General features: G+C 73.2%; 21 protein-coding genes. 9 read left to right on the forward strand and 12 right to left on the reverse strand.

Going from position 1 to position 22,514, the window contains the following annotated elements:
* The 3 genes from ACZ6NC_RS08320 to ACZ6NC_RS08330 all read right to left on the reverse strand — a co-directional run.
* Nucleotides 1–196: response regulator transcription factor (locus tag ACZ6NC_RS08320; protein ID WP_465730243.1), on the reverse strand; the 196-nt coding region annotated here is incomplete at its 3' end.
* Nucleotides 197–372: 176 nt separating this feature from the next.
* The gene (locus tag ACZ6NC_RS08325) at nucleotides 373–1,071 is read right to left on the reverse strand and encodes a CBS domain-containing protein (protein ID WP_465730245.1); all 699 of its coding nucleotides are present in this window, start codon (nucleotides 1,069–1,071) and stop codon (nucleotides 373–375) included.
* Nucleotides 1,072–1,076: 5 nt separating this feature from the next.
* Nucleotides 1,077–1,694 carry an acetate--CoA ligase family protein gene (locus ACZ6NC_RS08330; RefSeq protein ID WP_465730247.1) on the reverse strand — a complete coding sequence of 206 codons (618 nt, stop codon included), beginning with the start codon at nucleotides 1,692–1,694 and terminating at the stop codon, nucleotides 1,077–1,079.
* A gap of 215 nt (nucleotides 1,695–1,909) precedes the next feature.
* On the opposite strand from ACZ6NC_RS08330, the gene ACZ6NC_RS08335 reads away from it, so the two are divergent.
* The 5 genes from ACZ6NC_RS08335 (at nucleotide 1,910) to ACZ6NC_RS08355 (ending at nucleotide 7,562) form a co-directional block, all read left to right on the forward strand.
* Nucleotides 1,910–2,647 carry a helix-turn-helix domain-containing protein gene (locus ACZ6NC_RS08335; RefSeq protein ID WP_465730249.1) on the forward strand — a complete coding sequence of 246 codons (738 nt, stop codon included), beginning with the start codon at nucleotides 1,910–1,912 and terminating at the stop codon, nucleotides 2,645–2,647.
* A gap of 58 nt (nucleotides 2,648–2,705) precedes the next feature.
* Nucleotides 2,706–5,129 (forward strand): glycoside hydrolase family 65 protein, encoded by a 2,424-nt coding sequence (locus ACZ6NC_RS08340; RefSeq protein WP_465730251.1) that lies wholly within the window; start codon nucleotides 2,706–2,708, stop codon nucleotides 5,127–5,129.
* A 297-nt stretch (nucleotides 5,130–5,426) separates the two neighbouring features.
* Nucleotides 5,427–6,398, forward strand: a complete 972-nt coding sequence (locus ACZ6NC_RS08345) for a tyrosine-type recombinase/integrase (RefSeq protein ID WP_465730253.1) — start codon at nucleotides 5,427–5,429, stop codon at nucleotides 6,396–6,398.
* A gap of 88 nt (nucleotides 6,399–6,486) precedes the next feature.
* A complete protein-coding gene (locus tag ACZ6NC_RS08350; RefSeq protein WP_465730255.1) occupies nucleotides 6,487–6,822 on the forward strand; it encodes an ArsR/SmtB family transcription factor in 336 nt (111 codons plus the stop codon).
* Nucleotides 6,823–6,824: 2 nt separating this feature from the next.
* Nucleotides 6,825–7,562 (forward strand): cation efflux transmembrane domain-containing protein, encoded by a 738-nt coding sequence (locus tag ACZ6NC_RS08355; protein ID WP_465730257.1) that lies wholly within the window; start codon nucleotides 6,825–6,827, stop codon nucleotides 7,560–7,562.
* A gap of 7 nt (nucleotides 7,563–7,569) precedes the next feature.
* Here the strand turns inward: ACZ6NC_RS08355 and ACZ6NC_RS08360 are convergent, their stop codons facing one another.
* Nucleotides 7,570–8,355, reverse strand: coding sequence for a TSUP family transporter (locus tag ACZ6NC_RS08360; RefSeq protein ID WP_465730259.1), 786 nt, complete (start codon nucleotides 8,353–8,355; stop codon nucleotides 7,570–7,572).
* Between the two features lie 166 nt (nucleotides 8,356–8,521).
* Between ACZ6NC_RS08360 and ACZ6NC_RS08365 the strand changes: the two genes are divergently transcribed.
* Both ACZ6NC_RS08365 and ACZ6NC_RS08370 read left to right on the forward strand, forming a co-directional pair.
* Nucleotides 8,522–9,187, forward strand: a complete 666-nt coding sequence (locus tag ACZ6NC_RS08365; protein ID WP_465730261.1) for a class I SAM-dependent methyltransferase — start codon at nucleotides 8,522–8,524, stop codon at nucleotides 9,185–9,187.
* A complete protein-coding gene (locus ACZ6NC_RS08370) occupies nucleotides 9,184–9,483 on the forward strand; it encodes a sulfurtransferase TusA family protein (RefSeq protein WP_465730263.1) in 300 nt (99 codons plus the stop codon). Before ACZ6NC_RS08365 ends, ACZ6NC_RS08370 begins: the two co-directional genes overlap by 4 nt.
* Nucleotides 9,484–9,502: 19 nt before the next feature.
* Here ACZ6NC_RS08370 and ACZ6NC_RS08375 read toward each other — a convergent pair whose 3' ends face one another.
* The 3 genes from ACZ6NC_RS08375 to ACZ6NC_RS08385 all read right to left on the reverse strand — a co-directional run bounded on the left by ACZ6NC_RS08375 (nucleotide 9,503) and on the right by ACZ6NC_RS08385 (nucleotide 15,112).
* A complete protein-coding gene (locus ACZ6NC_RS08375) occupies nucleotides 9,503–11,131 on the reverse strand; it encodes a DUF4158 domain-containing protein (RefSeq protein ID WP_465730637.1) in 1,629 nt (542 codons plus the stop codon).
* A 134-nt stretch (nucleotides 11,132–11,265) separates the two neighbouring features.
* The gene (locus ACZ6NC_RS08380; RefSeq protein ID WP_465730265.1) at nucleotides 11,266–11,433 is read right to left on the reverse strand and encodes a hypothetical protein; all 168 of its coding nucleotides are present in this window, start codon (nucleotides 11,431–11,433) and stop codon (nucleotides 11,266–11,268) included.
* Between the two features lie 85 nt (nucleotides 11,434–11,518).
* A complete protein-coding gene (locus tag ACZ6NC_RS08385; protein WP_465730267.1) occupies nucleotides 11,519–15,112 on the reverse strand; it encodes a hydantoinase B/oxoprolinase family protein in 3,594 nt (1,197 codons plus the stop codon).
* Between the two features lie 122 nt (nucleotides 15,113–15,234).
* On the opposite strand from ACZ6NC_RS08385, the gene ACZ6NC_RS08390 reads away from it, so the two are divergent.
* On the forward strand, nucleotides 15,235–16,245 hold the full coding sequence (locus ACZ6NC_RS08390; RefSeq protein ID WP_465730269.1) for a Rossmann-fold NAD(P)-binding domain-containing protein: 1,011 nt from the start codon (nucleotides 15,235–15,237) through the stop codon (nucleotides 16,243–16,245).
* Nucleotides 16,246–16,255: 10 nt separating this feature from the next.
* Here ACZ6NC_RS08390 and ACZ6NC_RS08395 read toward each other — a convergent pair whose 3' ends face one another.
* On the reverse strand, nucleotides 16,256–16,879 hold the full coding sequence (locus tag ACZ6NC_RS08395) for a PhoU domain-containing protein (RefSeq protein ID WP_465730271.1): 624 nt from the start codon (nucleotides 16,877–16,879) through the stop codon (nucleotides 16,256–16,258).
* A gap of 576 nt (nucleotides 16,880–17,455) precedes the next feature.
* On the opposite strand from ACZ6NC_RS08395, the gene ACZ6NC_RS08400 reads away from it, so the two are divergent.
* Nucleotides 17,456–17,746, forward strand: a complete 291-nt coding sequence (locus tag ACZ6NC_RS08400; protein ID WP_465730273.1) for a universal stress protein — start codon at nucleotides 17,456–17,458, stop codon at nucleotides 17,744–17,746.
* A gap of 212 nt (nucleotides 17,747–17,958) precedes the next feature.
* On the opposite strand, the gene ACZ6NC_RS08405 is transcribed toward ACZ6NC_RS08400, so the two are convergent.
* The 4 genes from ACZ6NC_RS08405 to ACZ6NC_RS08420 form a co-directional block, all read right to left on the reverse strand.
* Nucleotides 17,959–18,351 (reverse strand): hypothetical protein, encoded by a 393-nt coding sequence (locus ACZ6NC_RS08405; RefSeq protein ID WP_465730275.1) that lies wholly within the window; start codon nucleotides 18,349–18,351, stop codon nucleotides 17,959–17,961.
* Nucleotides 18,352–18,471: 120 nt separating this feature from the next.
* Nucleotides 18,472–20,334 carry a S8 family peptidase gene (locus ACZ6NC_RS08410; protein WP_465730277.1) on the reverse strand — a complete coding sequence of 621 codons (1,863 nt, stop codon included), beginning with the start codon at nucleotides 20,332–20,334 and terminating at the stop codon, nucleotides 18,472–18,474.
* Between the two features lie 405 nt (nucleotides 20,335–20,739).
* Nucleotides 20,740–21,498: a thioesterase II family protein gene (locus tag ACZ6NC_RS08415; protein WP_465730279.1), complete on the reverse strand. Its 759-nt coding sequence runs from the start codon at nucleotides 21,496–21,498 to the stop codon at nucleotides 20,740–20,742.
* 237 nt (nucleotides 21,499–21,735) lie between these two features.
* Nucleotides 21,736–22,401, reverse strand: coding sequence for an AAA family ATPase (locus ACZ6NC_RS08420; RefSeq protein ID WP_465730281.1), 666 nt, complete (start codon nucleotides 22,399–22,401; stop codon nucleotides 21,736–21,738).
* Nucleotides 22,402–22,514 lie beyond the last annotated feature (113 nt).

Below are 22,514 nucleotides of genomic sequence, written 5' to 3' on the forward strand. Positions count from 1 at the left end.
GCAACCGCACGTCCAGGACCGCGACCTGCGGCCGCAATGCCGGGACACGGGCCAGTGCCTGCGCGCAGGTGCCGGCCTCACCGACGACCTCCATGTCGGGCTCCGCCTCCAAAAGGTCGCGCACCCCCCGCCGGACCACCTCGTGGTCGTCCAGCAGAAACACCCGTACGGGCCGGTCGGGCTCCGTCGCGTCCATCGCCGGCTCCCCGGAGGTTGGCGTCGTCTCCCGAACGATTCTGCGCGCCGGACCGCCGAGCCGCACCAGAGAGCCGGTCGGCCACGCGGTTCCACACCGGCTGGACGGCCCTTCGCTGTGGACCACGTCGTCGTCCCGGGCTGAGCCCCCGTGCCGCCCCGTTCGGTCGGCGAGGGTCAGCCGGCGGCATGAGGCGTGGTGTCGTCGAAGTCCCAGCCGAGCCGGTCGGTGAGCCCGGTGAGCCCATCGACGCGGGCGACCTGCAGGCAGATCGCGGCGGCGTCACTACGGGTGCGAGTGCGGCCGTTCAGCACGACGTGACCACGCTCGCAGGTGACCCGGACCGAGGCGGGGGCAATGCCGGAGCCGGGGGTGAGCACGATGGCGAGTGCTTCGGTCCGGACGGCCTCGTCGTCGTGGCGCAGGGCGTCCAGCAGGTCGTGCGGTGAGACCAGGCCGACCAGTCGGCCGTCGCCGTCGACCACCGGCAGGTGGTGCAGGGATTCGCGGCGTAGCAGGGCGACCGTCTCGGTGACGCTCTGCTCGTCGGTCACGGTGATCGCGGGCGCGGTCATGAGGTCCTGTGCGTGGAGTTCGCCCCGGACGGCTCGCCCTGTGTGTTCGTCGGCGTAGGCGGCGAGCAGGTCGGAGGCGGCGACGACGCCCGCGACCGTGCCGTCGGCCGTGACGACGGGCAGGATGCCGCGCCGGGAGGCGGTGATGGCGGCGACCACGGTGGCGAAGTCGGTGCCGGGGGTGACGGCGATGCCGGGGCGGCTCATGCAGGCGCGCACCCGGGTGCGGCCGGACGTCGGTGAGGCGTCCGGGTGGGCGATGGTCTCGACGGGGGTGCCGTCGAGGATGCTGTGGTTCATCGTGCTCACGCCTCTTGGGCGGCGGCCGGTCGGCGCAGTCGTCGCAGGTAAGGGCCGAACGAGGGCCGGGGTTCCAGCCTGACCCGGGCGTCGACGCAGACGGCGCCGCCGGGGCGGGCGATGAGGGGGTTGAGGTCCGCCTCGACGAGTTGGGGAAGGTCGGCGGCGATCCGGGAGAGTCTGGCGAGCACATCGCGGACCGCCGCGAGGTCGACCGGGGGCGTGCCCTGGTGGCCCAACAGCAAGGGCGCGCCGCGGAGTTCGGTGATCATGGTGGTGAGGTCGTGCTCGGTGAGCGGAGCGAGGCGGGCGGCTCGGTCGGCGAGGACGTCGGCGGCGGTGCCGCCCATGCCGAGGACGACGAGCGGGCCGAAGACCCGGTCCTGGACCACACCGGCGAGCAGTTCGACACCGGGTGCGGCCGTCGGCTGCACGACTGCGCCGCTCAGCTGCTCGCCGAAGCGTTCGCCGAACTCGCGGAAGACGTCCCTGACCTGGGCATCCGTGGCCAGCCCGGTGTGCACCGCGCCGGCGGCGCTCTTGTGGACCTGGCCGGGCCAGTACGCCTTCAACACGACCTCTCCCCTGTGCCCGAGCCCGCGCAGGCCCTCGGCGGCGGCCACGGCGGTCAGGACAACTCCAGCGTCCGCCCGTCCTCCCTCCTCGGGAAGGGCCGACCGGCCCACCATCCGGCCGCACACGGGCGGACCGTCCGGCACCCTGCACCTCCCCGTCGGCCCTCGCCGTCGAGCCCGTACTCGCCGACCATGGAACTGTGCCGGCCGGCCGGCGCCGATGCGGCGCTCCCCGGCAGGCCGGGCCTTGGAAGGAGAAGTTCATGCCCATGACAGAATCGGGCGGGGAGCCGTCGAAGGCCCGTCCATCCGGATCCCACGATGCCGAGGAAGGCTCGGCCGGTCCCGGTGACATCGGGCGCCGGATCGCCCTGCGCCGGCGGCAGCTCGGGCTCAGCCGCGCCGAGACGGCCGCGAAAGCCGGCATGGCGGAAGGGTTTCTGGAGTATCTGGAGTCGTCGCCGGCCACCGTCGAGACCGGGCCGCTGATCAGACTGGCCGACGCCCTCGGGACCTCCGCCTCTCAGTTGCTCGGTGGCGGACTCGACCTGCCGTCCGGATCAGCGGCGGCCGCCGCCCACCCGGTCCTGACGGAGCTGTCGGCGGCACAGTGCTGGGGCAAGCTGGCACCAGGTGGTGTCGGACGGGTCGCGCTGAGCACCGCCGAGGGGCCGGTCGTGCTGCCCGTCAACTACCGCGTCCTCGACGGCACGCTGCTCTTCCGCACCACCGGCGGAAGCACCCTCGCCGCCACCCTGGGCACCCGGATCGCCTTCGAGGTCGACCGGATCGACGAGGCGTCACGCACCGGCTGGAGCGTCCTGGCCGTCGGTGAGGCCACCGCATTCGACGAACCGGAGGCCATCGAGCACCTCGTGCGGCGAGGGTCCCCCGATCCATGGGCCGGCGAGCGCGACGTATGGGTGCGGATCAGGCCCAGCTCCGTCACCGGCCGGGCCATCCACACGGCAGAGGAGGAAGCCGCCGACGACGCCGGATGAGCGACCCACGACTCGGTGCGCAAACTGGAAGCACGCCGACAGCACGGAGGCCCGCCGCGTGAAACCGGAGACCGTCACCACGACCACGGCGGCCGCCACCGCGATGCCCGACCCGTGGACCCTGCGCTACGAGGGCTTCACCCCGGCCGAGGAGGGTCTGTGGGAGGTGCTCTGCGCGGTCGGCAACGGCTACGTCGTCAGCCGCGGCGCCGCACCCGAGTCGGCCGCCGACGGGGTCCACTACCCGGGCACCTACCTGGCCGGATGCTACGACCGCGCCTCCTCGACGGTCGCGGGCCGCACCGTCACCAACGAGGACCTGATCAACACCCCGAACTGGCTGCCACTGACCTTCCGCCCGACTGGCGGCGAGTGGTTCACCGGCCCGCCGGTCGAGCAGACCCTGGAGCTGGACCTGCGGCGCGGGCTGCTGACCCGGTGCGCCCTGGTCGTCGATTCCGGGGGGCGGCGGACCCGCCTGGTGCAGCGCCGCCTCGCCAGCCAGGCGCAGCGGCATCTGCTCGCTCTGGAGACCACACTGACCGCGGAGAACTGGTCCGGCCCGATCGAGATCCGCTCCGCCCTCGACGGCACCGTGGCCAACACCGGGGTCGCCCGCTACCGCGGCCTGACCGCCCGCCACCTGGTACCGACCGGCCAGGGCACGGACGAGGACGGGCCGCTCTGGCTGGAGGTCGCCACCGCCGGTTCGCCACTGCACATCGCACTCGCTGCGCGGACCCGCCTGTACCGGGCAGGCGCACCCGTCGACGCCGACCGCAGTGCAGAGTTCGGGGAAGGCTTGGCGGCCCAGACCCTCACCGCGGACATCCGGCCCGGCCACCCGGTGACGGTGGAGAAGACGGTCGCCGTCCACACCTCCCGCGACCCGGCGATCGGGGCGCCCCTCGATGCGTCACGCCTGCTCGCCGCACAGGCCCCCGGCTTCGACCGGTTGCTGGCCGAACACTCATTGCGTTGGGCCGAGTTGTGGCGGCGCTGCCGGATCGAGGCGGACTTCGACGGCGCCGGCCCGCTGCACCTGAACCTCTTCCACCTGCTCCAGACGTACTCGGAGCACTCCGCCGACCTCGACGTCGGCATCCCGGCCCGGGGGCTCCACGGCGAGGCCTACCGCGGCCACGTCTTCTGGGACGAGCTGTTCGTCCTCCAACTGCTCAACCTGCGGTTCCCCGAGCTTGCCCGAGCTGTCCTGCGCTACCGCCACCGCCGCCTGGACGCGGCCCGCCAAGCTGCCCGCGAGGTCGGCCTTCGTGGCGCGATGTACCCGTGGCAGAGCGCGAGCGACGGCCGCGAGGAGTCCCAGCAGCTCCACCTGAACCCGCTCTCGGGCCGCTGGCTGCCCGACCACAGCCACCTCCAGCGACACGTCGGCTCGGCCGTCGCCTACAACATCTGGCAGTACTACCAAGCCACCGGCGACCTGGACTTCCTCGCCGAAGCCGGCGCCGAAACGCTCCTGGAGATCGCCCGGTTCTGGTCCTCGGCCGCCACCTACGATCCCCGGCGGGACCGCTACTCGATCCGCGGGGTACTGGGCCCGGACGAGTACCACGACGCCTACCCGTGGGCGGACGGCCCCGGTCTGGACGACAACGCCTACACCAACGTCCTCGCCTCCTGGGTGCTGGCCCGCGCTCTCGACACCGTCCGCGCCCTGCCCGGCTACCGGCGCGGCGAGCTGCTGGAACGGCTGACTCTCGACGACGCCGAACTCGACCGCTGGCGTGAGGTCGGGCGACGGTTGCACGTCCCCTTCCACGATGGCGTGCTCAGCCAGTTCGACGGCTACGACCGGCTCGCCGAACTCGACTGGACCGCCTACCGGTACCGCTACCCCGACCTGCGCCGCCTCGACCGGATCCTGGAGGCCGAGGGCGACACCGCCAACCGCTACCGGGTCTCCAAGCAGGCGGACGTCCTCATGCTCTGGTACCTGTTCTCCGCCCGTGAGGTCCGCGACCTGCTCCGCCGGCTCGGCTACCCGGCCGGCCACGAGCTGCTGCGCCGGACCACCGCCTACTACCTGCGCCGCACGGTGCACGGCTCGACGCTCAGCTCGGTGGTCCACGCGTGGGTCCTCACCAGCTCCGACCGCCGCGCCTCCTGGCGGCACTTCCGCGACGCCCTGGTCGCCGACCTCCGGGACTCTCAGGGCGGCACCACCGCCGAAGGCGTCCACCTCGGCGCCATGGCCGGCGCCGTCGACCTGCTGCAACGCTGCTACACCGGCCTGGAGATCCGCGAGGACGCCCTCTGGCTGGACCCGCACCTGCCGTCCGCCCTCGGCCGGATCGAGCTGGAGCTGCGCTACCGCGGCCACTGGGGCGTCGTGATCGCCACCGACCGCCGGACGGTCACGGTGAGCCTGCGGGAAGGACCCCAGGAGCCCGTCCAGATCCGGTTCCGCGGCACCCCGACCATCGTCCGACCCGGCGAGGACCGTGCCTTCCCACTCTGAGAGTCGTCCGACGATCCACTCTCAACTCCGCCCGGACCAGAGCGGCTCGACCCGCTCCCACTCCGGCTCCCAGCCCAACTCCGCCCGGAATTGGGGGTTGAGGAACATCGGAACGAAAACCGGCGCTAAGCCTCGATCGCCGCTGGTGGGCGGCTGACGGGTCGTCGGCGTCGGGCGGTGGTGAAGTCGTTTCACAGATAACGCCCTATTATCTGCGGCATCGCTGATCATGACCTGCGGCGACGTCGCCGGGCCGCTGCGCGAAGCGGCCCTGTTATCTGTGACAAGGGGAAGCCGGTGCCCGTCCTGCTGCTGCCGACCGGGAAGGCGTTGACCGTCCGGACGGCCGCCGACGCCTTCCTCGACTCGCTCTCCAACCCGAACACCGTCCGGAACTACGGCATCGCGGTCGGGAAGACCGCCGAGCGGATCGGCGAGGGCCGGCCGCTCGCCTCGGTGGCGGACGACGAGATCGGCGGCACGCTGGAGCTGCTGTGGGGCGACGCGGCGGTGAACACCTGGAACGCCCGCCGCGGCGCGGTGCTGTCCTGGACGAGCTGGTGCGCCGAGCGCGGCTACGACGGGCCGCGGGTGCCGGCCTGGGCGAAGCGGATGCCGCCGCCGGACTCGGACACCCCGGTGCGCTCGAAGATGGCGATCGACCGGCTGATCGCCCGCCGCGACGTCCACCTGCGGGAGAAGACCCTGTGGCGGATGCTCTACGAGACGTGCGCCCGCTCCGAGGAGATCCTGGACGTCAACATCGAGGAGCTGGACCTGGCCGGGCGCCGATGCCCGGTGAAGGCCAAGGGCGCTCAGCCGAAGGTGCGTCGGCGCAGCGCCGAGCGCGCCGACTACGTGCTGGAGACGGTCTTCTGGGACGCGGGCACTGCCCGGCTGCTGCCCCGCCTGCTCAAGGGCCGCACCCGTGGGCCGGTGTTCGTCACCCACCGCCGCCCCGGGCCCGGCAAGGTGCTCTCCGCCCGGGACGTCTGTCCGGACACCGGCCTGGCCCGCCTCTCCTACGGCCAGGCCCGCGCGCTGCTCGACCAGCACACCGCGCACGCCGGGCCGGGCACCGGCTGGGACCTGCACGAGTACCGTCACTCCTCCCTCACCCACCTCGGCGAGCGAGGTGCCTCCGAGCTGATGCTGATGGCGAAGTCCCGGCACAAGAAGGCGGAGAACGTCCGCCGCTACTTCAAGCCCTCGGCGGAGGCCATCGCCGCCGTCACCAGCCTCCTTGCGCCCGGGGATGCCCGACGCTGACGCGGTCCGGGCCGTCCTCACGCCGCACCCACCCTCACTCCAATAGTTCATGGTTTTGTGAATCCACGATTCTCTGTACTGTGGGCGGGTGCTGACTCTCGCTTCCGAGGTCGAGGTCCTGGCGCGGTTCGGCCGCGCGCTCGCCGACCCGATCCGCTGCCGCATCCTGCTCGCCCTGCGCGAGGCCCCGGCCCATCCCGCCGACCTGGCGGAGACGCTCGGCGTCTCCCGCACCCGGCTCTCCAACCACCTGGCCTGCCTGCGCGACTGCGGCCTGGTCGTCGCCGTCCCGGTCGGCCGGCGCACCCGTTACGAGCTCGCCGACCCCCGGCTCGGGCACGCGCTGGAGGATCTGCGCACCACCGTGCTCGCGGTGGCCGCCGAGCGCACCTGCCCGGACACCGCCGAGAAGGGCTGCTGCTGACCATGGCCGTCGACGTCTCGATATCCCTCGGTCCCGCCCCGGAGCGTGGGCCGTCGCCGCAGCGACGCGACGCGCTCGCCCGCCGGATCCGCCTGCTGGTGGCCACCACGATCGCCTACAACGTGATCGAGGCGGTCGTCGCCCTCACCGCCGGCACCGTCGCCTCCTCCACCGCGCTGATCGGCTTCGGCCTGGACTCGATCATCGAGGTGTCCTCCGCCGCGGCGGTGGCCTGGCAGTTCTCCGCGACCGACCACGCGGCGCGCGAGGCCCGCGAGAAGACCACGCTGCGGATGATCGCGGTCTCCTTCTTCGCACTCGCCGCCTACGTCGGCGCCGACTCGGCGCGGGCGCTGGCCGGCACCGGCGAGGCCGAACGCTCGGTTGCGGGCATCGTGCTCGCCGCGCTGTCCCTGGCGGTGATGCCTTTCCTGTCCGCGGCCCAGCGCCGGGCCGGGCGCGAACTCGGCTCCGCCAGCGCGGTCGCCGACTCCAAGCAGACCCTGCTGTGCACCTACCTGTCCGCCGTCCTGCTGGTGGGCCTGGTCCTGAACGCCACCCTCGGCTGGTCCTGGGCCGATCCGATCGCCGCCCTGGTCATCGCCGTGATCGCCGTGAAGGAGGGCCGCGACGCCTGGCAGGGCAAGGGCTGCTGCGCGCCCGCTCCCGGCCTCGCCCCGCCGCCCGGCGGCCCGGGCGTCGACGCCTGCGGCTGCCGGGCGGGCTGCGACTGCTGCTGAGTACCGGTCAGCGCAGTGCCTGGCCGAGGTAGAGGGCGCCCACGCCTACGGCGAGGGCTCCCAGCAGCATCCGCAAGGCGGTCTCGAGCAGGCGGGGCTGGAGGCGGGCGCCGAGGTAGCCGCCGGCCAGCCCGCCGAGCCCGGTGCTCAGCCCGAGCGTCCAGTCCGGCGCGATGTCCCCCTCGGCGACCAGGGCGAGCAGGGCGTAGGTGCCCGCCCCGGCCAGCGAGGTGACGAAGGTGGAGGCGAGCGCGGCCGGGGCGACGGTGGCCACCGGCAGGCCGCGGCCCACCAGCACCGGGCCCAGGATCGAGCCGCCGCCGATGCCGTAGATCCCGCCGACCGCACCGACCGCCGTCGCCAGCAGCCGGGTGGCGCGGCCGGTCAGCGGGACCGCGGGCCGGGCCCGGGCCGGGCGCAGGGTGCGGGCGCACAGCCAGAGCCCCAGCGGGAGCAGCAGGGCGGCGACCAGGAGCCGGAAGACCCTGGGGCCGGGGACGGCGAAGACCCGCACAGCGGCGCCGATCACCACGCCCGGGACGGTGCCGGTCACCAGCAGGCGGGTGAGCGGTCCGCCCAGGCTCCCGGCCCGGCGGTAGCGCAGCAGCGCACCGGGGGCGGCCACGACGTTGAACAGCAGGTTCGTCGGCGTCACGGCCGGGCTGGGCACGCCTAGCACGCTGACCTGGACCGGCAGCAGGAACACCGCGCCGGACACGCCGACCGGGGCGGTCAGCGTCGAGATCAGCAGCCCGGCCGTGAAGGCGGGCAGCAGGGCGGACCAGGTCGTCACGAGCTCCCCTGTCGGCGTGCGGCCGGGCCAGTATCCGGCCTCGGACCGGCGGCCCTGACGGCGGGGCCGCCCGGTGCGGGGCCGCCGCCGCGCCGGCCGGGCGGCGGATCTAGGCTGACCTGCGGAGAGCTCCGGCGCGGGCCGGGCGGCGAGAAGAGGCGGGACGATGCCGGAGCACGAACACGAGCTGGGCGATGTCCAGCGGGAGCACTGGCAGCACACCTACAGCGGCAACCCGGGCATGTACGGGGAGGAGCCCTCCGAGCCGGCCGTGCACGCCGCCGCCGTCTTCCGGGCCGCCGGGGCGGTCGAGGTGCTGGAGCTGGGCGCCGGTCACGGCCGTGACGCGCTGCACTTCGCCCGCGAGGGCTTCTCCGTGCTGGCCGCCGACTTCAGCCCCGTCGGCCTGGAGCAGCTGCGCGCGGCCGCCGCTGCCCAGGGCACGGCGGAGCGGGTCACCACCGCGGTGCACGACGTGCGCGAGCCGCTCCCGCTGGCCGACGCCAGCGTGGACGCGGTGTTCGCGCACATGCTGCTGTGCATGGCGCTGTCCACCGAGGAGATCCGCGCCTTGGTCGCCGAGGTGCGCCGGGTACTGCGGCCGGGCGGGGTGTTCGTCTACACCGTGCGGCACACCGGTGACGCCCACTACGGGGCGGGCACCGGCCACGACGACGACATCTGGGAGCACGGCGGCTTCGCCGTCCACTTCTTCCCCCGCGACCTGGTCGACTCCCTCGCCGACGGCTGGACCCTGGACGAGGTGCACCCCTTCGAGGAAGGCGGCCTGCCCCGGCGGCTGTGGCGCGTCACCCAGAGCCTGCCGCGGTGAACGCCGCCGAGCCGCCAGCCGCGGACCTGGTGGTCGACGGCACCGGCCTGCTGTGCGTCACCCTGCTGCTGAGACTCCGTGAGCGGATCTCGCAGGAGCCGGCGGGCACGGTGGTGCACATCGTGGCCACCGACCCCGCTGCCCCGCTGGACCTGCCGGCCTGGTGCCACATGGTCGGCCACCACTACCTCGGCCCACTCCCCGGCGAAGCGCCCGTGTACGCGATCCGGCTCGCCGCCACCGCGCGTGCCACCCGCCCCGGCGCCCCGTGGCACCTGGCCGAGCCCGGCCGCTGACCCGGCGGGCCCCCAGGTTTCAGTCCTGGCCGGCCCGGTCCGGGTCGCGCAGCGGCCGCAGGCCGCCGGGCATCTCGGGCAGCAGGAAGCTGTACCGGCCGAGCAGGTTCACGTGGTGCCGCACGAACGGCGAGAGCCGGGCGACGTCCTGCTCGCGGACGTCGAAGCCGTCGGCGCGCAGCTGGGCCAAGGCGGCGTCCATGCAGCGGGTCGTCCAGAGCACGATGGCGTTCGACGCCCAGGCAGCGATCCCGCTCGCGCAGGCGTGGGGCGGCGGCCTGGTCGCCAGCCCGGTGTCGACCTCCGCCTCGGTGACCTTCTTGCGACCCATCAACTCCGGCAGCGACACGAACGCCCGCAGCACCGGCGCCCCCTCCGCCGTCGCATCGAAGTCCACCACTTCCACCAGCAGCTTCAAGAACGGCCGCACCGTGGAGAACCGGGACACCAGCATCCGCCGCCACGCCTCGTCCGCGTCCGAGTCCAGCGGCGGCGCCAGCTCGACCATCGCGGCCACCGCCGCGGCGAGCTCGCCCCGCGGCACGACCGCCTCGATCGCCTCCCACATCGCCGCCAGCGTGGCGACCTTCGGCGCGGTGATCTCCCCGGTGGAGGTGTCCACCTGCTCGGCGGTCTCCTCCAGCACCACCTGGAGCGCGGCGGCGAGCTTCGCGCCGGCCCGCTCGACCTTCGGCAGGGTCTTCAACTTCTCCTTCGCCGTCTCCCGCTCCGCCCGCGCCAGCAGCCGGGTGGCCACCAGCACGTCCAGCAGGTCCAGGGCGTCGTCCACCGCCCGGGTCGTCAGGTGCACCGCGGTGGCCAGCAGCGTCGCCAGGCGCCGCGCGTCGCCGTGCCGACGCAGCAGCGACGCCTTCCCGTCCACGCCATACCGGGACAGCTCCGCCAGCCGGCGCGGCGGCACCCCGGCCACGTCCACCTCGCCCATCCCCAGCCGGGCGATCTCCTGGGCCCGCTCCAGCGCGGCCTTCATCTGCGGCCCCGACACCCGCACCGGCCCGCGCCGCAACCGGTCCAGCTCCGAAACCCGCGCCCCGGCCGGCACCGTCAGCAGCTCGTCCAGCACCGCCCGCTGCCCGGGCGTCAGCAGGCCGTGCAACGTCTCCCACAGCCGCTGGTTCGCCGCCTCCCGCACCCCGGCGACCAGCCGGGTCAGCGTTGTCACCCCGGGCAGCAGCACCCGCCGCTCGCGCAGCCACCCCACCGCCGCGTCGAACAGCGCCTTCGGCCCCTCCCCGGTCGTCCAGGCCCGTGCATCCACCCACGCCCGCAGCTCCGGCTCTGCCTCGGCGAACTCCCGGTACTCCAGCAGCCGCCGCAGCTCGCGCACATGGTCGAGCCGGGTGTTCTCCCGCTCGCCGTACGCCTTCAGCACCGAGGCGTCCTCGATGTCCAGCTGCTCGGCCAGGTAGTCCGCGACCTCCACCGGCATGTCGGTCGGATCGTCCAGGAACACCCCCAGGTAGCGCACCGTCGTCAGCTGGGCTGCGAAGCCCAGCCGGTTGTGCGCCCGCCGCTTCGACTCCACCAGCTCCCGGTCCGCGTCGTCCAGGAAGAAGAACCGCTCCAGCTCCGCGCGGGCCGGCGCCCCTCGGAACGCCGCGTACCCCGCGGCCTGCTCATCCGTCAGAAACTCGACCGGCGCCCCGGACCTCCAGGCAGTTGATCAACACGACCGCCGAAGGTTCAACCACCACGGAAGCGCAGGTCAACGGGCTCCGGAGAGCAGGGAGGGCTTAGCGCCGGTTTTCGTTCCGATGTTCCTCAACCCCCGAATTCGAGCGAACGACGGCGGAGCACGTACGCACCGGCGGCCACTGCGGAGAGGCCGGTCGCCGAGCCGAGGCCGACGACCACGGCATCCGAGGTGATCGCCTGCCGGCTCTTGGCCGGATCGGCGGGCCGGCCGACGTCGTCCACCCGGATCGGCACGGTCGTTCCGGAGGCAGTGCCGTCCGGTACCTCGATCAGACCGCTGACAGAGCCGGCCGGCGGGTGATGCCAGGCCGGATCGATGTCAGGGCCGGCCGTAGCCACCGCCACCGGGGGTCTCGACCACCAGGACATCGCCCGGTTCCACGATGACGAAGTCGCAGCCGGCCAGGTGGTGGACCGAGCCGTCGGCGCGTTCGACCCGGTTGGCGCCGAGGGCGCCGGGCCGGCCCCCCGCGAGGCCGTACGGAGGGACACGGCGGTGGCTGGAGAGGAGGCTGATGGTCATCGGCTCGCGGAACCTGATCCGCCGGACGGCACCGTCGCCGCCATGCCACCTTCCAGGGCCCCCGCTGCCCGCCCGGACGGAGAACTCCTCCAGCAGAACCGGCAGTCGCCACTCCAGTACTTCGGGGTCGGTGAGCCGGGAGTTCGTCATGTGGGTCTGCACCACGGAGGCACCGTGGAAGCCGTCGCCCGCGCCGGAGCCGGAACCGACTGTTTCGTAGTATTGGTGATCCCGGTTGCCGAAGCTGACGTTGTTCATCGTGCCCGAGCCCTCCGCCTGGACGCCGAGCGCCGCGTAGAGAGCGCCCACGATCGCCTGCGAGGTCTCGACATTCCCGGCAACCACGGCGGCCGGGTGGCGCGGGGCCAGCATCGACCCGGGCGGGACGATGATCCGCAGCGGCCGCAGGCAGCCGTCGTTGAGCGGGATGTCCTCGGCCACCAGGGTGCGGAAGACGTACAGCACCGCCGCGGTGACCACCGACGAGGGCGCGTTGAGATTGCTGTCGAGCTGGTCCGCGCTGCCGGTGAAGTCGACGACGGCCGAACGGTCCCGGTGGTCGACGGTGACGCGTACGGCGATCACCGCCCCGGCGTCGGTCTCGTACCGGTGAGCGCCGTTGTCCAGCCGGCCGATCACCCGGCGCACGGCCTCCTCGGCGTTGTCCTGGACGTGCCTCATGTACGCCTGCACCACGTCCAGCCCGAAGTGGCCGATCATCGCGCCGATCTCCTCGACGCCCTTGCGGTTGGCGGCGATCTGGGCCCGGAGGTCGGCCAGGTTGGTTTCCGGGTTGCGCGAGGGGTAGGGCGCCTCGCGCAGCAGCTTCCGGGTCTCCGCCTCCCGCAGCCGCCCGCCCTCGACCAGCAGCCAGTTGTCGAACAGCACGCCCTCCTCCTCGATCCGGTGACTGGCGGCCGGCATCGAGCCGGGTGTGAGCCCACCGATCTCGGCGTGATGCCCGCGGGAGGCGACGTGGAACAGGATCCGCTCTCCGGCCTCGTCGAAGACCGGGGTGACCACGGTGATGTCGGGAAGGTGGGTGCCGCCGTGATAGGGGTCATTGACGGCATAGGTGTCGCCGGGCCTCATCGAGCCGCCGCGCCGCCGGATCACCTCCTGGACGGTGGTGCCCATCGAGCCGAGGTGGACCGGGATGTGCGGGGCGTTGGCGACGAGGCTGCCGTCCGGGTCGAACAGGGCGCAGGAGAAGTCCAGCCGCTCCTTGATGTTGACCGACTGCGCGGTGGACTCCAGCCGCGCTCCCATCTGTTCGGCGATCGACATGAAGAGGTTGTTGAAGACCTCCAGTAGCACCGGGTCCGCCTCGGTGCCGACGGTCTCGGCCGCGGGCGCGGCGACCCGCTCCAGCAGCAGGTGACCCAGTGGGCCGACCTTCATCCGCCAGCCGCCATCGATCACGGTGGTGGCGCCGGACTCGGCCACGATCGCGGGACCGGTCACCGTTCGGCCCGGGGGCAGCAGTTCACGCCGGTACAGGCCGACCTTCCGCCACCTCCCACCGGTGTACATGGCGGCCTCCTCGGGCACGCCGGGCTCTTCGCCGGAAGCCACGCCCAGGATGTCGAGGTCGACCGAACCGGTGAGACCGGTCGCCTCCACCGATATTGCCTCCACAATGACTTGACGGTCCATCAGAAACGAGTACAACGCGCGGTGGGCGGCCTCGAAGGCGGCGGCCATGACCGCCGGCTCGGCCAGGTCGACCGGAATCGCGGTGTCCGTGCCGTCGTAGCGCAGCCGGGCCCGCCGGACCGTCCGGACGCGCTCCGCCGGGACATCCTCGGCCAGCAGCTCGGCCCGGGCGGTCGCGGTGAGCGCCTCGGCCACCGCCCCGATCCTGCCCATCGACGCCTGTTCCAGAGGGAGTTCGACGGACTGCTCGCGCATCACGGTGGTGTCGGCCAGCCCGATGCCGAGCGCGGAGAGCAGTCCGGCCGCCGGCGGTACCAGAACGGTGCGGATGCCCAGGGCGTCGGCGACCGCGCAGGCGTGCTGGCCGCCCGCGCCGCCGAAGGTGGTGAGCGCGTACCGGGTGACGTCGTGCCCCCGCTGGACCGAGATCCGCTTCACGGCGTTGGCGATGTTGTCCACGGCGATCCGTAGGAAGCCCTCAGCGACCTGCTCGGGTGTCCGGTCGTCGCCCGTCCGGCCGGAGATGTCGGCGGCGAGGCCGCGGAACGCCTCCCGGACCGCCTCCCGGTCCAGCGGCAGGTCGCCACCGGGCCCGAAGACCGCTGGAAAGCAGCCAGGTTGGATCCGGCCCAGGATGAGGTTGGCGTCCGTCACCGTCAGCGGTCCACCCGCCCGGTAGGACAGCGGGCCGGGGTCGGCGCCGGCCGAGTCCGGGCCGACCCGGTAGCGGGCGCCGTCGAAGTGCAGCACCGATCCGCCACCCGCGGCGACCGTGTGGATCGCCAGCATCGGCGCCCTCAACCGCACCCCGGCAACCTGGGTGCTGACCACTCGCTCGTAGGCACCCGCGAAGTGCGAGACGTCCGTCGAGGTGCCGCCCATGTCGAAGCCGATCACCCGGTCGTGGCCCGCCAGTTCGGACATCCGGGCCATTCCGACGATACCGCCGGCCGGGCCGGAGAGGATCGCGTCCTTGCCCCGGAAGTGACCGGCCTCGGCCAAGCCCCCGTTGGACTGCATGAACATCAGGCGCACCCCGCGCAGTTCGTCCGCCACCTCGTCGATGTAGCGGCGCAGCACCGGTGTCAGGTAGGCGTCCACGACCGTGGTGTCGCCGCGCGGCACCAGCCGCATCAGCGGGCTGACCTCGCTGGACAGCGACACCTGCGGGAAGCCGATGCGGTGGGCGAGTTCACCGATCACGCGCTCGTGCGCCGGGTGGAGGTGGCTGTGCAGGAGAGCCACCGCGACCGAGCGGATTCCGCGGTCGTACGCCGTCCGCAACCGGGCGCCGAGCGCGTCGAGGTCGGGTGGGCGCAGCACCGTGCCGTCGGCGGTGATCCGCTCGTCCGCCTCGATCACCTCGTCGTACAGCGGCTCCGGGAGGACGATCCGGCGGGCGAAGATGTGCGGGCGGTCCTGGTAGCCGATCCGCAGCGCGTCACCGAAACCGCGGGTGACGACCAGTGCGGTCCGCTCTCCGGTGCGCTCCAGCAAGGCGTTGGTGGCAACCGTGGTACCCATCCGGACGGCCTCGATGCCGACGTCGGTGAGGGGCTGTCCCGGGGCGAGTCCCATGAGATTCCGGATGCCGGCGACGGCAGCGTCACGGTAGCGGCGGCGGTCCACCGAGAGCAGCTTGTGGGTGACCAGGCGACCGTCCGGGCGCCGGCCGACGACATCTGTGAACGTCCCCCCTCGGTCCACCCAGAACTGCCAACCACGACGGGCCACGGCCACCTCCGCACGGAGTCGGGCAACGGCTCTCGTTCGAGTATCCGGGGTGATCAGGAGCCTCGCAAAGGCGGATACTGGGAGGGCACAGGGCTTCTCCGTGACGGACTGCGAGGTCGGCGATGGCGGCCGTGACTCTGGGCGTGCTCCGCGAGCGACATCCGGGCGAGACACGGGTGGCGCTCGTACCGGAAGGCGTGCGTGACGTCAGCAGCCTCGGGCTGAGTGTCCTGGTCGAGGGCGGCGCAGGGGCCATCGCGGGCTTCACCGGCGCTCTGTACCGGGCAGCCGGGGCGCGCGTCGTCCCCACTGCCGAGGCGGCCTCGGCGGACATCGTGGTCGCGGTCCGGCGGCCCACGGTCGACAGACTCGGGCCAATGCGCCGCGGACAGATCCTCATCGGCCTGCTGCGACCGATGCACGCTCCCTTCGTGGTCCGCCGGTGGGCCGACGAGGGGGCGACCCTGATCAGTCTGGACCAGCTGCCGGCCACGGCCGGGCCGGCGAGCAGCTTGGACGCGGCGGCGGGTCAGGCGGAGTTCGCCGGGTCCGGGGCTGTCCGCCTGGCCGCCGACCGGCTCGGCCGGGAACTGGCCGGCGTCCTGGTTCTGGGTGGTGGCCCTGCCACTCGGCGGACGGTCGAAACGGCGCGGCTGCTCGGCGCCGACGTACAGGTCCACGGGGCGGGCGAGCGAGCACCGGCAGCGGTCCTGCCGTCCTTCGACATCGTGATCAGCACGGTCGAGCCCTCTGACAACACCCCGCCGCTGCTGCTGATCGACGACGACGCCCTCCGCAGGCTCCGGCCGGGGTCAGTGGTGGTGGACCTGGCCTGCGGGCCATACGGGCGCACCGTCGCCGGAGCCGAGCCCGGCATCGAGCGGGTGCTCGCCAACGGCGTCACCGTGATCGGCGCCGGCGACCTCGCCGCCCGTGTCCCGGAGGCCGCCTCCGCGGCCTTCTCCCGCTCCGTCACGGCACTGCTGGCCCACCTCGTCCACGGCGGACGACCGGTCGTCGACCTGGCCGAACCCGCCCTGGCCGCGCTGGTCATCGCCCACGCGGGCACCATCCGCCACGCCGGCGTCCGGCGCCGGCTCGCGGCGACGACCGCCGCCGCCGGCCTGCCGTAGGCGCCTGCGGCTACGGCGACTCGGAGAACAGCGCCGCGAACCGGGCCGCCGACAGCGCATGGTGCGCACAGCGCGCGAAGCAGGCCGCCAGCAACACGGCCTCCATCACGTCCGTCGGGTCGGCGGCCGCCCCTTCGCCGATGATCCGTTCGTACAGCAGCCGTTGGCGCTGGGCGGCAGCATTGGGGCCGTCATGGAGGTCGGCGACGGTCGCCACGGAAGGCTCCCGCAGCGCCGCCGCGGCCAGCGTCACCATGCCGAGCGCCAGGTCGGCGAGCCCGCCCAGCGGGGTGCGGAGCTCCTCAGGGAACGGACCCCTGACGCGCCGCGCCGAGGCGATCTCCCCGATCTGCCGGGCCTGATCGGCCAGGTGCCGCAGGTCTCCGCCGATGTGGATCTCGGCCACGACATCCCGGAGGTCCTGCGATGTGCCCTCGACCGCGAGAACGACCGTGACGTCGTCCTCCAGCTCTTCGAACAGCGCCCCCACCGCTCGCTCGGCCGCCTCCAGCTCCCGGCCGACCTCGACGGCCGGCGAGCCGAGCACCGCCTCCGTCACCCGCCGCAGCGCCTCGGCAACCAGGTCCGCCTGGTCGGCCAGCCGCTCGCCGGTGCGCGCGTAGGTATGGGCCATCCTCCGTCTCCCATTCCGAGCTCGGCGACCGGTTTCGCGCCACTCCTACTGGCGCCGCCCGCCGGACACATGGAGGCCCGCCGCTCGGGCATCCTGCGGGGTGCTGTGGTTCCAGCCTGCACCGTCCGGAGCCGGGCGGCGCGTCGGGTCTGCGACCCGTGCACCGTTCCGCGCCGCACCGAGCGGTCAGTGACCGGCTGCGGCTCTTGCGCGGCACTCCGGGCGGTCTCGCCCAGGCGCGGGCCGTGAAGCCGTTCGATACTGACCGCGATGCCCAGGGCCGGGCCCCTGGGCCGCGGTGGCCGAGACGGACGACGGACCGGCCGACGTGGTGGACGAGGCCACCCGCCGTCTCGGCGTCGCCCCGGACTCGCTCCGCGACTGCCACCGGCCCCGACAACGCCCACGAACCGGAGAACAGGCCCTGGAGGCCGCCGGGCGCGGAGCCACCGTGCCGGGGCTCGGCTCCCGAGGGCTGAGCACGCTGCAAGGCTTCCTGGCCGGCTCGGTGAGCCAGGAGGTCCTGGGACGCCGCCGGTCGGCAGCGAGTACATGGCCTTCGCCGCGATGGGCGGCATGGAGAATGAGCTGTCCGCCGCCGAGAACACGCAGCTGACGGACACGCTGGCCCCCTGGCAGACCCGCTACCCACAGGTCGACGTAAGGTCCGACCTGGTACGGGGCAACGCTGCCGACGTCGTGGTGGACGCCTCGGCAACGGCCGGCCTGATCGTACTCGGCCGGTGCAGCCGCCGGCTGCCGCTCGGCCCCCACCTCGGACCGGTGGTCCACGCCGCGATCCACCACGTCCGCTGTCCAGTCGCGATCGTCCCCGCCACTGAGTGCGAGCACCCCGAGAGCCGGTGACCGAGGTGCCCGCACGACGGGTCTGATGGAGAGCACTCTCGATTCGAAGAGCAGATTCCTCCTCGCCGAAGACTCCTGGCGAGTGCGGCAAGCCGCCACCACCGGCCTGCCGACCAGGTCCGAAGGCCCATCCTCGTATCCTCCCGCCCGCTGCGCCGGGCGGGCCGGCCCACTCGTGCACGGGCGCGGGGCGGGAGGCCGGGGCCGGCCCGTCAGGAAGCGGCCGGCGCCTGCTCGCCGAGCAGCACCGGCAGCGTGCGGTGCAGCTCGGAGATGACCCGGATCGGCAGCGGATAGGCGAAACGGTCGCGCAGGTCCACCACCTCGCCGGGGGCGCTCGCGGCCAGGTCGTCCAGCAGGGCGTCGGTCAGCTCTTCGATGCGCGCCGTCATCGCGGTGACCTGGCGGGGCGTGAAGGCGTTGCTCACCAGTCGGCGCAGCCGCCGGTGGTCGGCGCCGTGCGCGTTGAACATGTTGCGCACGCTCACCCACAGTGCCAGCGGCCAGGTCCGCACCGCCTCGTCGAATGCGGGCCAGTGCAGCAGGCCGTCCTTGGAGACCCGGGGATCCTTGAGCAGTTCCTCCAGCAGCACGGGGTCGGACACCGACCGGGCTCGTTCCGGCGAGCCCGAAGGTCTCGGTGACCGCGCCCGGCCCCGCCACCGCGACGACCCGTGCTCCGCCACCCGGTGGGCGGCGGAGCACGGGTCGTCGGTGCGGCACGGCTAGAAGGTGAGGTTCCAGGCGTCGATCGTGCCGGTGTCGCCGGAGGCGCCGTCCTTCACCCGGAGCTTCCAGGTGCCGTTCGCCGCGCTCGCCGAGGCGTTGACGGTGTAGGTCTTGGCGACGTTGTCGGCGCTGTCGTTGTTCGCGAAGTCCTCCAGGACGTAGAGCGTGCCGTCGGGAGCGACCAGAGAGAGGACGAGGTCACCGCGGTAGGTGTGCTTGATGTCCACGCCGACCTTCAGGGTCGCGGGGGCGTTGCCGGTCACGCCGGTGACGGCGATCGGGCTCTCCACGGTGGCGTTGTCGGTGATCGCCGCGTCGGTCAGGTTCTCGAAGTACTTGCCGGTGGGCGGCGTGGTGGTGCCGCCGACCGCCTTCAGTGCGTCGACCTGGCCCTCGCCGAAGAACGCGTTGTTCGCGGTGGTGCCGGTGCAGCGGCCGTCCGAGGCGGGGCAGGCCAGGTCGTTGGCCTGGGTGGCCAGGCGGGCCCGGATGCCGGCCGGGGTGAGCGTCGGGTCGGCGCTCACGAGCAGCGCGGCCACGCCCGTGACGTGCGGGGAGGCCATCGAAGTGCCGCTCTTGGTACCGTACTTGCCGCCGGGCAGGGTGGAGTAGACGCCGGTGGCGCCGTCACCGCCGGGCGCGGCGACGTCGATGACGCCGGTGCCGAAGTTGGAGTAGGAGGCCTTGCCGCTGCCGCTGCCCGTGGCAGCGACGGTCACCACGCCGGGAAGTTCGGTGGGGATGTCGAGGCAGGCGTTGCTGATGGTCCGGGTGACCGGGGTCGAATCGTTCGGACTCTCCGAGTCGGTCGTCTTGTGGGCCAGGTCGTAGTTCGAGTTGCCCGCCGCCGCGACCTGCAGCGAGCCCTTCCCCTCGGCGTACTCCTGCGCCCGCTTGACGCCCTCGATGATGGCCGCCTGGTCGACGTTGTCCGGGCAGTTGAACTGCCACGGGTCGGTGTAGTAGCTGTTGTTGGTCACCTTGAAGCCGTGGTCACCGGCCCAGACGAAACCGCAGACGGTGTTCTCGGCGTAGAAGAGGGTGCTGGTCGGTTCGGCGATCCGGACCGAAGCGATCTTCACGCCGGGCGCGACGCCGATGACGCCCTTGCCGTTCTTGGCGGCCGCGATGGTGCCGGCGACGTGGGTGCCGTGGGTGTCCACGTCGCGCCAGGCGCCGGTGCGGGCATCGGGCTTGCCGTAGGCGCAGGAGACGGAGTCGGCGGCGTCGAAGTTCGGTGCGAGGTCCTGGTGCTGGTCGTCGACGCCGGTGTCGAGCACGCCGACCTTGACGGTGGGCGAGCCGGTGGTCACGGCCCAGGCCTGGTCGGCCTTGATCTGGGTCATGTCCCAGCGGTTGGACTCGGTGAGCGTGGTGGCGGCCTGGGCCGGGTTGGCGGGCAGCGCGGGGCTGTACGCGTCGGCCGGGACGTCGGAGGTGCGGGTCGCGCCGACCTGCTGGATGCCGGCGACGCCGCGCAGTGCCGCGGCGAACCCGGCGGCGGTCGAGTGGGCGACGGTCACGCCGATCGCGTCGTAACTCGCGAAGACCGTGCCGCCCTTGGCGGTGACGGCGGCTTTGGCGGCGGCGGTGTCGGCGGGCGCGCTGATCACCAGGTAGGAGCGGGTCCCGGCCGCCCAGCCGGCGAGGGCCTGCGGGGCGGTGGCCGGGGCCGCCGCCCGGGCGCCGGCAGCTGCGGCGGGCGCGGCCGACGGGGCTCCGGCGGCGTCGGGGGTCAGGGCCGTCGTGGGGGTGGGGGCGGCTGCGGCCAGCGCGGTGGGCGCGGCCAGCGCGGTGGCCGCGAGCACGGCGAGGGTGGCGGCCGGGCGGCCCAGCCGCCGGGATATCAGGGGCGACACGTGTGTCCTCCGTTCGGCCCGTGCGTGAGGGGATCACACGGGGTTTGAACGCAACATGCCAGAGTGGTGTGCACTTGGGGAAGGCTTTACGCATGACGGCTTGTCACAACCGTGTCAACTTTTGATGTCGCCCCACTCTCCGGGTACGACACAGCGCAGAAAAGGGACGTATCGCCTGTTCGGATGGCCGGCGTCACCACCCCCGACCGGGGCGCCGACAGCAGCCGGCCAACCGGTCGGCGGTCACCATCAGGCCCCCGACGAGGAAGTCGGCCGCGCCGACCGGTGGTGAGGCGCCTCCCGGAAGCCTCACCACCGGCACGACACACCGGCCAGACCGTCAGACCCGTCAGGCCATCGGGTTCTCAAACGCTCAGGTCCTGGTCCTCAGGTCCTCGGGCCGGCTCAGGCCTGCAGGTGCGCCGCGAGCAGCTCCACCACCGCGGCACGCTGGTCGGCCAGGTAGAAGTGACCGCCCGGGAAGACCCGCAGGTCGAAGGCGGCGGTGGTGTGGCGGGCCCAGGCGCCGACCTCCGCAAGCGAGGCGCGCGGGTCCGCGTCCCCGACCAGCGCCGTGATCGGCTGCGAGACGACGGCGTCCGGCCTGCACACGTACGTCTCCACGGCCGTGTAGTCGCTGCGCAGCGAAGGCAGGATGAACTCGCGCAACTCCGGGTCGGTGAGCACCCGTTGGTCGGTGCCGCCGAGCCGGGCCAGCTCGCCGAGCAGCTCGTCGTCGGGCAGCCGGTGGACGGCGGTGTCCCGCGGCAGGGAGGGCGCGCGGCCGCCCGAGACGAACAGGTGCACCGGCCCGGCCGTGCCGCCGTCCGCCTCGAACCGGCGGGCCACCTCGAAGCAGACGGCCGAGCCCATGCTGTGCCCGAAGAAGGTCAGCGGCCGGTCGGCCCAGGGCCGCAGGGCCTCGTGGATGCGGTCCGCCAGGACGTCGACTGAGTCGATCGTCGGCTCGGCGAACCGGTTCTGCCGGCCGGGGTACTGCACGGCGAGCACGTCGGCGTACGGCGACAGGGCCGCGGAGTAGTCGACGAAGTAGCTCGCCGAGCCGCCCGCATGCGGAAAGAGGACGAGCCGTGCGTGTGCCGTGTCGACGGGGCGGAAGCGGCGGAACCAGGGGCTCGCGGTGACGGTGTTGCTGCCGGGCATGCGGGACGACCTCTCTGAATACTGTTCAGCTGTTGCTCTGCTCCCCCAGTGTCCCCAGCAGACCCTCCGGTCCACCAGGGACCCCCCGAACCCCCGCACTCCCCCGAGTCCTCGGCCGGGCACCCTGCTGGCCGTACTGCTCCTCGTACTCGTGAGCTTGATCGTGCTGCCGCGGGTCGGGGCTCGTGGAAGGTCCCGTCGCGGGGCCGCGAAGGAGGTGACCCGGGGGAGCCGCCGCTACCGGTCGAAGCTCACGTCGGCGCGGCCACGGGAGGCGCGGTCGAGGAGGAGGACGGAGGCCGCCTCGGGCGTCGGGGTCGGGGCGGCGCCCTGCGCGTGCCGGGTGAGCGCCGCGAGGAGGCGGTCGAGGCCGCGGCGGTGCTTGGCGAAGGCGCGGCTCGGGGCCCAGCGGCCGCGTTCGCGCTGGCCGGCGAGGGCGGTGGCGGCGCCGACGTCCAGCAGTACGAGGTGGAGTTCGCGGCCCTGGCGGGCGGCTGCACGGGAGAGCCAGCGGCGCATCCAGGCCCGGCTGCCGCAGTCGTGCACCAGCATCGGCCCGCCCCGGCGCACTGAGGCGCGCAGCAGGCGGACGTGCTCCAGCCGGGCCCACGGCCGGTACACCGCGTAGGGCAGGGCTGCCGGCATCACCGCCTCGCAGGCCTCGTGGACGGCCCGGGGGTCGACGGTGGCGGCCGCGCCGGCCTGGGCGGACCAGCGGCGCAGCAGGGTGCTCTTGCCGCTGCCGGGCAGGCCGGAGACGACCACGACGGCGTCCGGCGGGTAGTGGACGGTGAAGGGTGCGCCGGCCTCGCCCCGGAGGTCGATCAGGCCCCGCGGTTCCATCGCTGCCTGCGCCTCCTGCCGTACCACGGTGGGCCCGCCCGGCGTGGTCGGCCTGTTCATGCTGTTCACTCTTCCCCGCTTCTGCCCGACCCGGAACGATAACAACCTCCGCACGCCCGGCGGGCAGCCGGCCCTGTGGTGCGGGCGGCTGCCGGACACCCCCTAAGGTGGGT

The sequence above is a fragment of the Kitasatospora sp. NPDC041988 genome, assembly GCF_055588525.1.

Excerpts from the sequence above, each read along its gene's own strand:
- ACZ6NC_RS08325 (WP_465730245.1), bottom strand. The coding sequence starts at position 1,071 with ATGAACCACAGCATCCTCGACGGCACCCCCGTCGAGACCATCGCCCAC.
- ACZ6NC_RS08335 (WP_465730249.1), top strand. The coding sequence starts at position 1,910 with ATGCCCATGACAGAATCGGGCGGGGAGCCGTCGAAGGCCCGTCCATCC.
- ACZ6NC_RS08355 (WP_465730257.1), top strand. The coding sequence starts at position 6,825 with ATGGCCGTCGACGTCTCGATATCCCTCGGTCCCGCCCCGGAGCGTGGG.
- ACZ6NC_RS08365 (WP_465730261.1), top strand. The coding sequence starts at position 8,522 with ATGCCGGAGCACGAACACGAGCTGGGCGATGTCCAGCGGGAGCACTGG.
- ACZ6NC_RS08390 (WP_465730269.1), top strand. The coding sequence starts at position 15,235 with ATGGCGGCCGTGACTCTGGGCGTGCTCCGCGAGCGACATCCGGGCGAG.
- ACZ6NC_RS08395 (WP_465730271.1), bottom strand. The coding sequence starts at position 16,879 with ATGGCCCATACCTACGCGCGCACCGGCGAGCGGCTGGCCGACCAGGCG.
- ACZ6NC_RS08400 (WP_465730273.1), top strand. The coding sequence starts at position 17,456 with ATGGAGAATGAGCTGTCCGCCGCCGAGAACACGCAGCTGACGGACACG.
- ACZ6NC_RS08415 (WP_465730279.1), bottom strand. The coding sequence starts at position 21,498 with ATGCCCGGCAGCAACACCGTCACCGCGAGCCCCTGGTTCCGCCGCTTC.
- ACZ6NC_RS08420 (WP_465730281.1), bottom strand. The coding sequence starts at position 22,401 with ATGAACAGGCCGACCACGCCGGGCGGGCCCACCGTGGTACGGCAGGAG.